This is a genomic window from Salmonella sp. SAL04196 (assembly GCF_046550835.1).
In the GTDB taxonomy this organism is placed as follows: Bacteria; Pseudomonadota; Gammaproteobacteria; order Enterobacterales; family Enterobacteriaceae; genus Salmonella; species Salmonella enterica.
The window spans coordinates 193,314-206,824 of the sequence record NZ_JBGDXE010000003.1 but is presented as its reverse complement, the minus strand read 5'-3'; the positions used below and the strand labels follow the sequence as shown (position 1 = coordinate 206,824).

The window sequence follows — 13,511 nt, the reverse complement described above, 5'->3', positions numbered from 1 at the left end:
ATTGGTTCTTATCCCTGCTCGCCCATCATCTCTTTCACCAGTTCCACACAGCGCAAAAAGCGGCCATCGTAATCAGCCTCTTTAACGTGAACGAACTCAATGTTGTTCTCTTTCAGCATCTCGACCAGCAGGTTCTGGAACGCTTTGCGATCCACTGAACTGCCCAGACTTCGCAGTCCGTCAGCTACCCACGGCGTATTATTCTCCAGCAAAATCACCAGGTCGAAGCGATACTCGTCGATCAGCGCCTGGACAAAGGGATGCTCGCGCCCTTCGTATTTTTTGCAAAATGCCTGGGTGGTGACGAAATCGGTATCGATAAACGCCACTTTATTCGCATATTTCACTGCAAAATCAATATATTGTGCATGACCCAGCGCGATTTTATCGTAATCGGAATACTGTAACGCCATCTCATCGCCGCCCAGATGCGAAAAGACATAGTCGCGGCCATATTCCCAGGCGCTGGTGGTATTAAAAATATTGGCGAGCTTATTGACCAGCGTAGACTTGCCGCTTGATTCCCCGCCCAGTATAGCGACGGTACGCACGAAAAACGGCTTCACTTCGGTAGGAATATATTCCCAGTAACGAAACGGATTTTCGCGGATTTGCGCCCCGCTGATATTCATAAACGTGCGTTCAGGATCGACCAGCACCGTCTCAATCCCTAAATGCTCAAGATACTGCGGCGCATCAGCCTCTTCGGAAGTGTAGATCCAGCTCGGCTGTATTCCCTTCTCTGCCATAAACGCTTTAATGCCGTTGCTCCAGACGTCCCAGCCATGCGGATAAGGCTCCATCCCCTCTTCATTAAAGGCGTGGATGCGAATATTTTTTTGGTATTTGAAGGTTTGCAATAACCAGCGCAGGCGATCCGACACGGTGGGCTGCTGCGACATGGCGCTATCCTCAAACAGCCCGCGGTCGCGCGTATCGTCATATCCCATAATGATGTGCAGCTCATCCACCTGGCTACAGGCCCGCTGGATCAAGTAGATGTGTCCGGTATGCAATGGATAAAATTTACCGAACACCACGCCAATGTTTTTCTGTCGGCGGGGAAACTCCAGCCCGAGAAAACGGTGTAGCGCCTCCAGTTTTTGCGCGCTGGGGCTTTTGATTTTGGCGTTAAGTAACTGACTCAGATACCCCTTGGTCATACCGCTGGCGTCAGCCACCTGTTGCAGAGTGCAACCTTGCTGCTTAATCGCGGTTTTGAGATAGTCGAACGATGACACAAGAGCCTCCTGCTGGAAAAATCGCATAACACTGCCTGATGGCGCTTCGCTTATCAGGCCTACAACATCAATCCGTATCAATCCGTAGGCCGGATAAGACGCATTGCATCGCCATCCGGCAAATTATACAACATCGCTGCATACAGCGAATTATAAGTCGTCAAACACGCTTAACGCATCTGCGAGCTTTTTAACACCGAACACCTGCATTCCTTCCGGCGGCTTTTTCGGTACGTTGGCGGCAGGCACAATCGCCCGACGAAAACCGTGTTTCGCCGCCTCGGAAATACGCTCCTGCCCGCTCGGCACCGGACGAATCTCGCCTGCCAGCCCCACTTCGCCAAACACCACCAGATCCTGCGGCAACGGCCTGTCACGCAGGCTGGAGACCATCGCCAGCAGTAAAGCCAGATCCGCGCTGGTTTCGGTGACTTTCACGCCGCCGACCACGTTGACGAAGACGTCCTGATCCGACATTTGCAGACCGCCGTGTCGGTGCAGCACCGCCAGCAGGATTGCCAGACGGTTTTGTTCCAGACCGACCGCCACGCGCCTGGGGTTCGCCATCATCGAGTGATCGACCAGCGCCTGAATCTCCACCAGCAACGGTCGCGTACCTTCCCAGACGACCATCACTGAACTGCCGGAAGTGACCTCATCGCCACGGCTTAAAAAGATGGCGGACGGATTGCTCACTTCGCGCAACCCCTGTTCGGTCATGGCGAAGACGCCCAGCTCATTGACTGCGCCAAAGCGGTTTTTGTGGCTGCGCAGCGTGCGGAAACGAGAATCGGCGTCGCCGTCGAGCAATACTGAGCAATCGATACAGTGTTCCAGCACTTTCGGCCCCGCCAGCGACCCGTCTTTGGTGACGTGGCCGACCATCACGATCGCCACGCCGCGCGTTTTGGCGAAGCGCGTCAGGTAGGCTGCCGTTTCGCGGACCTGAGCGACACTGCCCGGCGACGACTGGATGTCCGCCATATGCATCACCTGTATGGAGTCGATCACCATCAGTTTCGGCTGTTCTTCTTCGGCAATCAGGCAAATTTGTTCGATGCTGGTTTCCGACAGCATATTCAGATTCGCCGTCGGCAGGCCAAGCCGATGCGCGCGCATCGCCACCTGCTGTAGCGACTCTTCGCCGGTGACGTACAGCGTTTTCATCTGCTCGGCAAGCTTGCACAGCGTTTGCAGCAGCAACGTTGATTTGCCCGCGCCGGGGTTACCGCCAATCAAAATGGCGCTGCCGGGTACCACCCCGCCGCCCAGCACGCGGTCAAACTCTTTAAAACCGGTAGAAAAGCGCGGCAGTTCCTCAAGACTGATGTCAGACAGTTTCTGCACTTTTGATACGCCCGCACTGCCGGCGTATCCGCTCAGACGTTCGTTACGCGCCACCGTCGGCGATGCGGCAAGGCGCACCTCGGTAATGGTGTTCCAGGCATGGCAGGCGCTGCATTGCCCCTGCCAGCGCGGGTAATCGGCACCACATTCATTACAAACAAAGGCGCGTTTTGGAGCTTTTGCCACGTTTTACCTCTTTCGTTAACGCTGTTGCCGGATGGCGCTGACGCTTATCCGGCCTACGGTAGCCTTGCCATTGGGCAGGTTAATCATTTCTGGTTCATGCTGCCGGAGAGAATGCAAAACACGCCCATCAGGTCAGCGTGGCGGATCGTAATCTCCGTCTTTTCGTTTACTTTTGGCTTGGCATGGAAGGCAATACCTAACCCTGCCGCTTTGATCATTGGCAGATCGTTAGCGCCGTCGCCAATCGCCACCGTCTGCGCCAGCGGGATATCATGCTCTTGCGCCAGACGAAGCAAGGTATTGGCTTTATACTCAGCATCCACAATATCGCCGATAACGTGACCGGTAAATTTACCGTCCATGATCTCCAGCTCATTGGCGACCGCCGCCGTCAGACGTAGCTGGTCACGCAGATAGTCGGCGAAGAAAGTGAAGCCGCCGGAGGCGATAGCGATTTTCCAGCCAAGCGCTTCCAGTTTTAGCACCAACTGCGTTAATCCTGGCATTAGCGGCAGATTCCCGCGCACCTGGCGCAAAATATCGGCATCCGCGCCTTTCAGCGTCGCCACGCGGCTACGCAGGCTGGCGGTAAAATCAAGCTCGCCGCGCATCGCGCGCTCCGTCACTTCAGCCACCTTCTCACCGGTACCGGCCAGCTTCGCGATTTCATCGATACACTCAATTTGGATCGCCGTGGAATCCATATCCATCACCAGCAGCCCCGGCGTGCGCAGATGCGGAATTTTACCCAGCGGCGCGACATCCAGCTGCGCCTCATGCGCCAGCCGCGTCGCACGCGGCGTCAGCGACCCCGCCAGACGAATGACCTGATAATCCTCCACGCACCAGGCGGCGACAATCACCATTGCGGCGCCCAGTTTGGTCTGATATTGAGTTAAACGCTGCTTATCCAGCCCGCGCCCATACAGCAGCCAACCGCTGCGGCCTGCATGGTAATCCAGAGGCATCACCTCGTCGCCGCTTAAAGAAAGAGGCAAACCAGGCCATAAAGAGACATCTTCAGGCAGATCGCACCAGGTAATGTTAGGCATTAAAGCTCCTGTAAATCGTTCAGGCCGGTAACCGCCCCGCGGAAAATAACGCATGAGGCTACCTTGTAACCATCGCTTCTGGCAACATTAAGCCTCAAATTTTCAGCAGGTGGAATATGGCTCGCGCAAAACTGAAATTTCGGCTGCATCGTGCAGTCATTGTATTGTTCTGTCTCACACTGCTCGTCGCGCTTATGCAGGGCGCGTCCTGGTTTAGTCAAAACCACCAGCGACAGCGCAATCCGCAGCTGGAAGAGCTGGCCCGCACGCTGGCGCGCCAGGTGACGCTCAACATCGCCCCGCTGATGCGCAGCGAAACACCGGATGAAAATCGCATCAATGCCGTGCTGCGTCAGCTCACGCAAGAGAGCCGTATTCTGGATGCCGGCGTCTATGATGAACAGGGCGATCTTATTACTCGCGCTGGCGAAAGCGTCAATGTGCGCGACAGGCTGGCGCTGGATGGCAAAAAAGCGGGCAGCTATTTTAACCAACAAATTGTCGAGCCTATCCAGGGCAAAAACGGCCCCTTGGGCTACCTGCGTCTGACGCTGGATACCCACACGCTGGCCACCGAAGCAAAGCAGGTCGATAACACCACCAACATTCTACGCCTGATGCTGCTACTCTCGCTGGCGATAGGCGTGGTGCTGACGCGCACCTTGCTACAAGGTAAACGCACCCGCTGGCAGCAGTCGCCCTTCCTGTTAACGGCCAGCAAGCCTGTTCCGGAAGAGGAAGAGCGTGAGGAAAAAGAGTAAAATGACGGCTTAATAAAGGTAAGGAAAACCACCATGACAACATTACGCCTGCTTATTTCTGACTCTTATGATCCCTGGTTTAACCTGGCGGTCGAGGAGTGCATTTTCCGCCAGATGCCCGCCACCCAGCGCGTGCTGTTCCTGTGGCGCAACGCGGATACGGTGGTGATTGGACGCGCGCAAAACCCGTGGAAAGAGTGTAATACGCGGCGTATGGAAGAAGATAACGTCCGTCTGGCCCGCCGTAGCAGCGGCGGCGGCGCGGTATTCCATGACCTCGGTAATACCTGCTTTACCTTTATGGCCGGTAAACCGGAATACGATAAAACCATCTCCACCCATATTGTGCTCGCGGCGCTGAATTCGCTGGGGGTCATGGCCGATGCTTCGGGACGCAACGATCTGGTCGTAAAAACGCCAGACGGCGATCGCAAAGTCTCCGGTTCAGCCTATCGCGAAACCAAAGATCGCGGTTTCCATCACGGTACGCTGCTGCTGAATGCAGACCTCAGCCGTCTGGCAAACTATCTGAATCCCGATAAAAAGAAACTTGCGGCGAAAGGGATTACCTCCGTTCGCTCCCGCGTGGCTAATCTTACCGAGCTATTACCGGGTATCACCCATGAACAGGTCTGCCAGGCGGTCACGGAAGCCTTTTTCGCCCATTACGGCGAACGCGTCGACGCGGAAGTGATTTCACCGGATAAAACGCCGGATCTGCCGAATTTTGCCGAAACCTTTGCGCGCCAGAGCAGTTGGGAGTGGAATTTCGGCCAGGCACCGGCGTTCAGCCATCTGCTGGACGAACGCTTCACCTGGGGCGGCGTCGAGCTGCATTTTGACGTCGAGAAAGGTCATATCACCCGTGCGCAGGTGTTTACCGATAGCCTGAACCCGGCACCGCTGGAAGCGCTGGCGGGGCGACTGCAAGGGTGTTTGTACCGCGCGGATAAACTACAGGAAACGTGCGAAGCGCTGATAGCGACGTTTCCGGAACAGGAGAGTGAGTTGCGGGAACTGGCGAGTTGGGTCGCAGGGGCCGTGCGTTAAAGAATTGCCGGATGGCAGCTACGCCTTATCCGGCCTACAAATGAGTGCTTTCTGTAGGCCGGATAAGCAACGCGCCATCCGGCATTACCGCCACTCACCAGCGTCAAGATCCCTCACCTCCCCCGCCCAATAAACCGGGTAAACGCCATTGCGAACATCACGATGAAAGGTCGAAAACGGCCAGTCCTGCACCCGCCTTACCCAACCGTGCTTCACGGGGTTGAAGTAGAGGTAATCGGCATGTCGGCGAAAATCCTTTTCGTCGCGAATCGCGTGCTCCCAGAATCGTGGCTGCCACACGTCATGGCGCATTATCGATTTGGTAAATAACTTTTTAAGCTCCCGCCAGCGAGATGAAAAGTCACAATCGTTCTCAGGAAGCGTCCAGATGCAATGCAGATGCTCAGGCAACACGACAAAAGCATCAATTTGAAAAGGCTTCGTATTTTTCACTCGGCGAATAGCAGAGCGTAATTCCGCAATCTGGCGGACAAGTAAATCACTTTTCCGGTTTTTCAGATTAACCGTGAAAAACCAGGTGCCACCGTTAATGTAATAACGACGATAGTTCGACATTTTGTTCATTCCTTAAACAAAATCCAAACGTAACGGGTTAATAGCAAAAGGCAATGCGGAGAGGGTAATTCGGGAATGAGGCCCGCAGTATAAACAGCAGATTGCCGGATGGCGGCTACGCCTTATCCAGCCTACAAGTCGATCCGGTAACAACCGCAGGCCGTTGTAGGCCCGGTAAGCGAAGCGCCACCGGGCACAGCACAATCTTACTCTTTATCGCCCAGCAGTACGGATTCCAGTGCGATTTTGATCATGTCGTTGAAGGTCGTCTGACGTTCAGCGGCAGTGGTCTGCTCGTGGGTACGGATGTGGTCGGACACGGTGCAGATAGTCAGCGCTTTCGCGCCAAACTCAGCCGCAACGCCGTAGATGCCCGCCGCTTCCATCTCTACGCCCAGTACGCCGTATTTTTCCATCACGTCGAACATTTCGCCGTCCGGAGAGTAGAACAGGTCTGCAGAGAACAGGTTGCCCACGCGCGCGTCAACGCCCAGCGCTTTTGCCGCATCAACTGCGTTACGTACCATGTCGAAGTCAGCGATAGCCGCGAAGTCATGATCTTTAAAACGGATACGGTTCACTTTGGAGTCGGTGCAGGCACCCATACCGATCACCACGTCGCGCAGTTTGACGTCCATGCGCACAGCGCCGCAGGAGCCGACGCGAATGATTTTCTTCACGCCGAAATCGGTGATCAGCTCTTTGGTGTAGATGGAGCAGGACGGGATACCCATACCGTGACCCATCACGGAGATCTTACGGCCTTTGTAAGTCCCGGTGAAACCTAACATGCCGCGAACGTTGTTCACTTCGCGAACATCTTCGAGGAAAGTCTCAGCAATGTGCTTCGCGCGCAGCGGGTCGCCCGGCATCAATACGACGTCAGCGAAATCACCCATTTCTGCATTAATATGTGGAGTTGCTATCTTCAGTTCCCTTTAAATTTGTTGTTATTGCCTGATGGCGGCTACGCCTTATCAGGCCTACAAAACGTCTGTAAAAACAGTGAAATACCCTAAGGATTTCGCGTTGTAGGAAGGCGACGAATTCGTGAATCCCCGGGAGCATAGATAAACTATGTGACCGGGGTGAGCGAATGAAGTCAACGCATCTACAGCGCGAAAGACAACGGGTATCACAGCATGTTTTTACCGTAATCCATTGGCGATGTACCAAAGTAGGTCGCCAGCGTCTGGCCGATATCCGCGAAGGTTTCACGGTGACCTAAAGAGCCCGGTTTGACTTTTGGACCGTAGATCAGCACCGGAATGTGCTCACGGGTATGGTCAGTACCGGTCCAGCTCGGGTCACAGCCGTGGTCAGCGGTCAGGATCAGAATGTCATCTTCACCCACCAGCTCCATCAGCTCCGGCAGACGGCGGTCAAACAGCTCCAGACCTGCGGCGTAGCCCGCGATGTCGCGACGGTGGCCCCAGGAAGAGTCGAAGTCGACGAAGTTAGTGAAGACGATGGTCTTATCGCCCGCTTCTTTCATCTCTTTGAGGGTCGCGTCGAACAGCGCGTCCAGACCGGTCGCTTTCACTTTCTTAGTGATGCCGCAGTTGGCGTAGATGTCGGCAATCTTACCGACGGACACCACGTGGCCCTGTTTTTCATCGACCAGTTTCTGCAGCACGGTCGGCGCTGGCGGTTCAACGGCCAGGTCGTGACGGTTACCGGTACGCTGGAAGTTACCGGCCTTGTCGCCGATAAACGGACGCGCGATCACGCGGCCAATGTTGTAGCCGCCTTCGGTCAGCTCTTCACGGGCGATTTCGCACAGCTCGTAGAGTTTATCCAGGCCAAAGGTCTCTTCGTGGCAGGCAATCTGGAACACGGAGTCAGCGGAGGTGTAGAAAATCGGCTTGCCGGTTTTCATGTGCTCTTCGCCGAGCTGGTCCAGAATAACGGTGCCGGAAGAGTGGCAGTTACCGAGATAGCCCGGCAGGTTGGCGCGTTTTACCAGCTTATCCAGCAGTTCCTGCGGGAAGCTGTTTTCGTGATCGCTGAAATAGCCCCAGTCGAATAGCACCGGTACGCCGGCGATTTCCCAGTGGCCGGACGGCGTATCTTTGCCGGAGGACAGTTCGTGCGCCCATGCGTATGCGCCAATAACGTCCGCGTTGCCGTCCATGCCAGCGGCAATTTTACCGGTAGAGCCTTCATGCGCTTTCACCAGCCCCAGACGAGTCAGGTTAGGCAGATTCAACGGGCCCTTACGGCCATTGTCAGCTTCGCCTTTGGCGCAAGCTTCTGCGATGTGGCCCAGAGTGTCGGAACCTACGTCGCCAAAACGATCCGCGTCTTCAGTAGCGCCGATGCCGAATGAGTCCAGCACCATAATAAATGCACGTTTCATATCTTCTCCGTACTTAGTGCTTCAAAAATAATTGATCAGATCAGTATACAACTATTCAGTAATTCGACGATAGACCGAAGGTGTGCTTGCTGGCGCTTTATCGTCAAGGATAATTGCCGCTTTGACGGCCTTCGCCGCTTCCTGCCAACTGGTTTCGTCTTTGGCATGAATCACCGCCAGCGGGCGCTGCCCGTCGATGCTGTCGCCCAGACGGGCCATGTCGGTAAAGCCAACGCTGTAATCAATGGTATCAGACGCCTGACGACGCCCACCGCCCATCGAGACGACCGCCATCCCCAGCGCACGCGTATCCATTGCGCTGATAAACCCTTCGGTATCAGCATATACCGCTTTGCTCAACATGGCGGTCGGCAGGTATTTATCGTAGTTCTCAACGAAATCGCTCGGCCCTTTCTGCGCGGCCACCATACGACCAAAGACTTCTGCCGCTTTACCGTTATCCAGCACCGCCTGCAGTTTGGCACGCGCTTCGGCGTCGTCTTTCGCCAGCTGGCCGGAGATCAGCATCTCCACACATAGCGCCATAGTGACGTCAAACAAGCGCGGATTGCGGTATTCACCGGTCAGGAACTGCACGGCTTCACGCACTTCCACCGCGTTACCGGCGCTTGAAGCCAGCACCTGATTCATATCGGTTAACAACGCCGTAGTGCGAACTCCCGCGCCGTTTGCCACGCCGACAATCGCTTCAGCAAGGGCTTCAGAAAGTTCATAGGTTGGCATAAACGCGCCGCTGCCGACTTTGACGTCCATTACCAGCGCATCCAGCCCTTCGGCCAGTTTCTTGGCGAGGATGGAACCAGTGATCAGCGGAATAGAGTCCACCGTCGCGGTAATATCGCGGGTGGCGTAAAAACGTTTGTCCGCCGGTGCAAGCGAGCTGGTTTGCCCAATAATCGCCACACCCACGTCTTGAATAATTTCGCGGAAACGGTTGTCGTCCGGGAAGATGTCGAAGCCCGGGATCGCTTCCAGTTTATCGAGCGTACCGCCGGTATGTCCGAGGCCGCGACCGGAGATCATCGGTACATAACCGCCGCAGGCCGCTACCATTGGCCCCAGCATCAGAGACGTCACGTCCCCTACGCCGCCGGTCGAATGCTTATCGACAATCGGGCCATTGAGATTCAGGCTTTTCCAGTCAAGGACAGAACCGGAATCCCGCATCGCCATGGTCAGCGAAACACGCTCCGGCATGGTCATATCGTGGAAGAAGATGGTCATCGCCAGGGCGGCAATCTGCCCTTCAGAGATAGTATTGTCACGAATACCATTGATAAAGAAACGAATTTCTTCGTCACTCAACGCATGACCATCACGCTTTTTACGAATAATTTCTTGTGCGAGAAACACGGTACCCTCCTGAGGGAAAAGAGTAGAAGGCTTACATCGCCGGATGGCGGTTAACGCCTTATCCGGCCTACAGGCCTGGATTTGTAGGCCGGATAAGCGCAGCGCCATCCGGCAAATCAGAGCTTAGTAGCTGCTGGCGCTCTTACCGTCGCCGTGACCCAGCGCTTTCAGCAGGCTTGCCAGCAGGCTGGATGCGCCAAAGCGGTAGTGACGAGAATCTGCCCAGTCAGCGCCAAACAGTTCGTCTGCAATCGCGAGGAATTTCTGCGCGTCTTCCGCCGTACGTACGCCGCCCGCCGGTTTGAAGCCAACGGTTTTGGAAACGCCCATGTCGCGGATCACTTCCATCATGATGCGCGCGCTTTCCGGCGTAGCGTTTACCGGCACTTTACCGGTAGAGGTTTTGATGAAATCCGCACCGGCTTTAATGGAGATTTCAGAGGCTTTACGAATCAGCGCCTCTTCTTTCAGCTCGCCGGTTTCGATAATCACTTTCAGCAATACGTTCGCTGCGGCACAAGCGTCTTTACAGGCTTTTACCAGGTCAAAACCCACCTGCTCGTTACCGGCGATCAACGCACGGTACGGGAATACCACGTCCACTTCGTCAGCGCCGTAGGCGATCGCCGCACGGGTTTCCGCCAGCGCAATATCGATGTCATCATTGCCATGCGGGAAGTTAGTCACCGTTGCAATGCGGATGTCCGGCGTACCTTGTTCTTTCAGAGTCTTACGCGCAATCGGGATAAAACGCGGGTAAATACAAATCGCCGCCGTATTCCCGACCGGGGTTTTTGCCTGATGACACAACGCGATCACTTTTTCATTGGTGTCGTCATCGTTCAGAGTGGTCAGATCCATCAGTTTGAGCGCACGCAGGCTGCTTGCTTTTAAATCAGTCATGACATTCTCCAACGGCATTGCCGTATAAAATTTCACCTTGCGAGTCTGTTAATATTCTAACATTCACTCGCGATTACACTTCGATATACATCACAGTTAATGAAAACTACGTACAAATTTGCATTACTGTAATGAGATCTGAATCAAATTATCCCGCCGTCACCGTCTGTTCTTCGAGCGATAAGCGCATCAGGATCAAAGTCGGTTTGCCGCCATTTTCTACAATAGCGCATCGTCCCGGCATAAAGAGGAAACGAAGATGCCTGCCTCATGCGAAACTGCGCTCCAGCAGCGTTGCCAGCAAATTGTGACCAGCCCGGTGCTCACGCCTGAACAAAAACGCCATTTTCTGGCGCTGGAAGCTGAAAACGCCCTGCCTTATCCCACCCTGCCGGAAGATGCCCGCCAGGCGTTGGATGAAGGCGTCATTTGCGATATGTTTGAGGGGCACGCCCCCTTCAAACCGCGCTACGTGTTGCCCGATTACGCCCGATTTCTGGCTAACGGTTCACAGTGGCTGGAACTGGAAGGCGCGAAAGATCTGGATGATGCGTTATCCCTACTCACCATTCTGTATCATCACGTACCTTCCGTGACGTCCATGCCGGTTTATCTCGGCCAGCTTGATGCGTTGCTGCAACCGTATGTTAGAATTCTAACACAAGATGCGATCGATATTCGAATAAAACGTTTCTGGCGTTATCTCGACAGAACGCTGCCAGACGCCTTTATGCATGCCAATATTGGCCCTGCCGATACGCCTGTCACACGAGCGATTTTGCGCGCTGATGCCGAGCTAAAGCAGGTGGCGCCTAACCTGACGTTTATCTACGATGCGGAAATTACGCCGGACGATCTGCTGCTGGAAGTCGCCAAAAACATTTGCGAATGCAGTAAGCCACACATTTCCAACGGCCCTGTAAATGATAAAATTTTCACAAAAGGCCATTATGGCATCGTCAGTTGTTATAACTCGCTACCGCTTGGCGGCGGCGGCAGTACGCTGGTACGTCTCAACCTAAAAGCCGTGGCAGAACGCAGTACGTCTGTCGATGACTTCTTTTCACGTACGCTACCTCACTACTGCCGACAGCAGATCGCCATCATTAATTCACGATGTGAATTCCTCTATGAAAAGTCACATTTCTTTGAGAATAGCTTTCTTGTACAGGAAGGTTTGATCGATCCCGAACGTTTTGCGCCGATGTTCGGTATGTACGGGCTGGCGGAAGCCGTGAATCTGCTGTGCGAAAACGCGGGCCTGAACGCCCGTTACGGCAAGAATGAAACGGCGAACGAGCTGGGCTACCGTATCAGCGCCCAACTGGCGGATTTCGTCGAAAATACGCCAGTGAAGTATGGCTGGAAGCAACGGGCGCTGCTCCATGCCCAGTCTGGCATAAGTTCCGATATCGGCACTACGCCGGGCGCGCGTCTGCCGTATGGCGATGAACCGGACCCTATCACCCATTTGCAAACCGTCGCACCGCACCATGCCTTTTATCATGCCGGGATCAGCGACATTCTGACGCTGGACGAAACCATCAAGCGTAATCCGCAGGCGTTGGTCCAGCTTTGTCTTGGCGCGTTCAAAGCCGGGATGCGGGAATTTACCGCCAATGTCAGCGGCAACGATCTGGTGCGCGTCACCGGTTATATGGTGCGCCTGTCGGATCTGGCGAAATTTCGCGCCGAAGGCTCGCGCACGAATACCACCTGGCTGGGAGAAGAAGCCGCACGTAATACCCGCATCCTGGAACGACAGCCACGCGTAGTCAGCCATGAACAACAGATGCGCTTTAGTCAGTAAGATCATTGCGTTTTCCTGCGTCGATGGGCCAAGCAGCCGCCTGGCATTATTCTTACAGGGCTGCAATTTGCGCTGCAAGAATTGCCATAACCCGTGGACGATGGGTCGCTGTAACGACTGCGGGGAATGCGTATCGCAGTGTCCGCATCACGCCCTCAGCGTTGATGGCGGGAAAGTGGTATGGCGGTCGGACGTCTGCGAGCAGTGCGATACCTGCCTGAAAATGTGCCCACAGCGGGCAACGCCAATGGCGCAGACCATGAGCGTTGACGATGTGCTGCGTCATATTCGTAAAGCATCGCTGTTTATTGAAGGTATTACCGTCAGCGGCGGAGAGGCGACCACGCAATTACCGTTTATTGTGGCGCTATTTACGGCGATCAAAGCCGATCCGCAGTTACAACGGCTGACCTGCCTGGTGGACAGTAATGGTCAGTTAAGCGAGACCGGCTGGCAAAAACTACTGCCGGTTTGCGACGGCGTAATGCTCGATCTGAAAGCCTGGAAGAGCGAGTGTCATCACCGTCTGACCGGACGTGATAACACGCATATTAAGCGCAGTATCCGCTTTCTTGCTGCGCGGGGAAAACTGGCGGAGCTGCGGTTGCTGGTTATCCCGGGTCAGGTGGACTATGCGGCGCATATCGATTCACTGGCGGCGTTTATTACTTCGCTGGGCGAGGTTCCGGTGCGTTTGAATGCCTTTCATGCGCATGGCGTCTATGGCGAAGCGAAAGCCTGGCCAGGCGCGACGCCGCAAGAGGTGGAACAGCTGGCTGACGGATTGCGCGCGCGTGGGGTGGCGAAACTGATTTTGCCGGCGCTATATTTGTAAGCGTCACCTACCGGACA

Annotated in this window: 12 protein-coding genes; 4 read left to right on the top strand and 8 right to left on the bottom strand. The window is 54.9% G+C overall.

The features are described from left to right. Positions 1-8 precede the first annotated feature (8 nt). The 3 genes from nadR to serB form a co-directional block, all read right to left on the bottom strand. Positions 9-1,241 (bottom strand): multifunctional transcriptional regulator/nicotinamide-nucleotide adenylyltransferase/ribosylnicotinamide kinase NadR, encoded by a 1,233-nt coding sequence (gene nadR, locus ACLJPE_RS13795; protein WP_000093829.1) that lies wholly within the window; start codon positions 1,239-1,241, stop codon positions 9-11. A 150-nt stretch (positions 1,242-1,391) separates the two neighbouring features. Next, positions 1,392-2,774: a DNA repair protein RadA gene (radA, locus tag ACLJPE_RS13790; RefSeq protein ID WP_001029710.1), complete on the bottom strand. Its 1,383-nt coding sequence runs from the start codon at positions 2,772-2,774 to the stop codon at positions 1,392-1,394. Positions 2,775-2,857: 83 nt separating this feature from the next. After that, positions 2,858-3,826 (bottom strand): phosphoserine phosphatase, encoded by a 969-nt coding sequence (gene serB / locus ACLJPE_RS13785; RefSeq protein WP_001132983.1) that lies wholly within the window; start codon positions 3,824-3,826, stop codon positions 2,858-2,860. Between the two features lie 116 nt (positions 3,827-3,942). Here serB and ACLJPE_RS13780 point away from each other — a divergent pair, with 116 nt between their 5' ends. Further along, complete coding sequence (locus tag ACLJPE_RS13780) at positions 3,943-4,587, top strand: YtjB family periplasmic protein (RefSeq protein ID WP_000090067.1); 645 nt, start codon at positions 3,943-3,945, stop codon at positions 4,585-4,587. A 33-nt stretch (positions 4,588-4,620) separates the two neighbouring features. Then, positions 4,621-5,637 carry a lipoate--protein ligase LplA gene (lplA, locus tag ACLJPE_RS13775; RefSeq protein ID WP_039513658.1) on the top strand — a complete coding sequence of 339 codons (1,017 nt, stop codon included), beginning with the start codon at positions 4,621-4,623 and terminating at the stop codon, positions 5,635-5,637. A gap of 84 nt (positions 5,638-5,721) precedes the next feature. On the opposite strand, the gene ACLJPE_RS13770 is transcribed toward lplA, so the two are convergent. The 5 genes from ACLJPE_RS13770 to deoC all read right to left on the bottom strand — a co-directional run bounded on the left by ACLJPE_RS13770 (position 5,722) and on the right by deoC (position 10,849). Continuing rightward, positions 5,722-6,213, bottom strand: coding sequence for an REP-associated tyrosine transposase (locus ACLJPE_RS13770; RefSeq protein WP_000073957.1), 492 nt, complete (start codon positions 6,211-6,213; stop codon positions 5,722-5,724). A gap of 206 nt (positions 6,214-6,419) precedes the next feature. Then, positions 6,420-7,139: a purine-nucleoside phosphorylase gene (deoD, locus tag ACLJPE_RS13765; protein WP_000224864.1), complete on the bottom strand. Its 720-nt coding sequence runs from the start codon at positions 7,137-7,139 to the stop codon at positions 6,420-6,422. A 209-nt stretch (positions 7,140-7,348) separates the two neighbouring features. Beyond that, on the bottom strand, positions 7,349-8,572 hold the full coding sequence (gene deoB, locus ACLJPE_RS13760; RefSeq protein WP_000816454.1) for a phosphopentomutase: 1,224 nt from the start codon (positions 8,570-8,572) through the stop codon (positions 7,349-7,351). A gap of 51 nt (positions 8,573-8,623) precedes the next feature. Then, the gene (gene deoA / locus ACLJPE_RS13755) at positions 8,624-9,946 is read right to left on the bottom strand and encodes a thymidine phosphorylase (protein ID WP_000477795.1); all 1,323 of its coding nucleotides are present in this window, start codon (positions 9,944-9,946) and stop codon (positions 8,624-8,626) included. A gap of 123 nt (positions 9,947-10,069) precedes the next feature. Further along, entirely contained in the window at positions 10,070-10,849 is a 780-nt protein-coding gene (gene deoC, locus ACLJPE_RS13750) for a deoxyribose-phosphate aldolase (RefSeq protein ID WP_001519713.1), read from the bottom strand. A gap of 259 nt (positions 10,850-11,108) precedes the next feature. Here deoC and ACLJPE_RS13745 point away from each other — a divergent pair, with 259 nt between their 5' ends. Both ACLJPE_RS13745 and ACLJPE_RS13740 read left to right on the top strand, forming a co-directional pair. Further along, positions 11,109-12,659, top strand: a complete 1,551-nt coding sequence (locus ACLJPE_RS13745; RefSeq protein ID WP_001111686.1) for a YjjI family glycine radical enzyme — start codon at positions 11,109-11,111, stop codon at positions 12,657-12,659. Next, a complete protein-coding gene (locus tag ACLJPE_RS13740; protein ID WP_039513660.1) occupies positions 12,631-13,494 on the top strand; it encodes a YjjW family glycine radical enzyme activase in 864 nt (287 codons plus the stop codon). The genes ACLJPE_RS13745 and ACLJPE_RS13740 overlap by 29 nt, the downstream gene beginning before the upstream one ends. Positions 13,495-13,511: the final 17 nt, after the last annotated feature.

What these genes read in the sequence shown, in the direction of transcription:
- lplA (WP_039513658.1), top strand. Translation starts at nt 4,621, where the DNA reads ATGACAACATTACGCCTGCTTATTTCTGACTCTTATGATCCCTGGTTT.
- deoC (WP_001519713.1), bottom strand. Translation starts at nt 10,849, where the DNA reads ATGACTGATTTAAAAGCAAGCAGCCTGCGTGCGCTCAAACTGATGGAT.
- ACLJPE_RS13740 (WP_039513660.1), top strand. Translation starts at nt 12,631, where the DNA reads ATGAACAACAGATGCGCTTTAGTCAGTAAGATCATTGCGTTTTCCTGC.
- serB (WP_001132983.1), bottom strand. Translation starts at nt 3,826, where the DNA reads ATGCCTAACATTACCTGGTGCGATCTGCCTGAAGATGTCTCTTTATGG.
- ACLJPE_RS13770 (WP_000073957.1), bottom strand. Translation starts at nt 6,213, where the DNA reads ATGTCGAACTATCGTCGTTATTACATTAACGGTGGCACCTGGTTTTTC.
- ACLJPE_RS13780 (WP_000090067.1), top strand. Translation starts at nt 3,943, where the DNA reads ATGGCTCGCGCAAAACTGAAATTTCGGCTGCATCGTGCAGTCATTGTA.
- ACLJPE_RS13745 (WP_001111686.1), top strand. Translation starts at nt 11,109, where the DNA reads ATGCCTGCCTCATGCGAAACTGCGCTCCAGCAGCGTTGCCAGCAAATT.
- deoB (WP_000816454.1), bottom strand. Translation starts at nt 8,572, where the DNA reads ATGAAACGTGCATTTATTATGGTGCTGGACTCATTCGGCATCGGCGCT.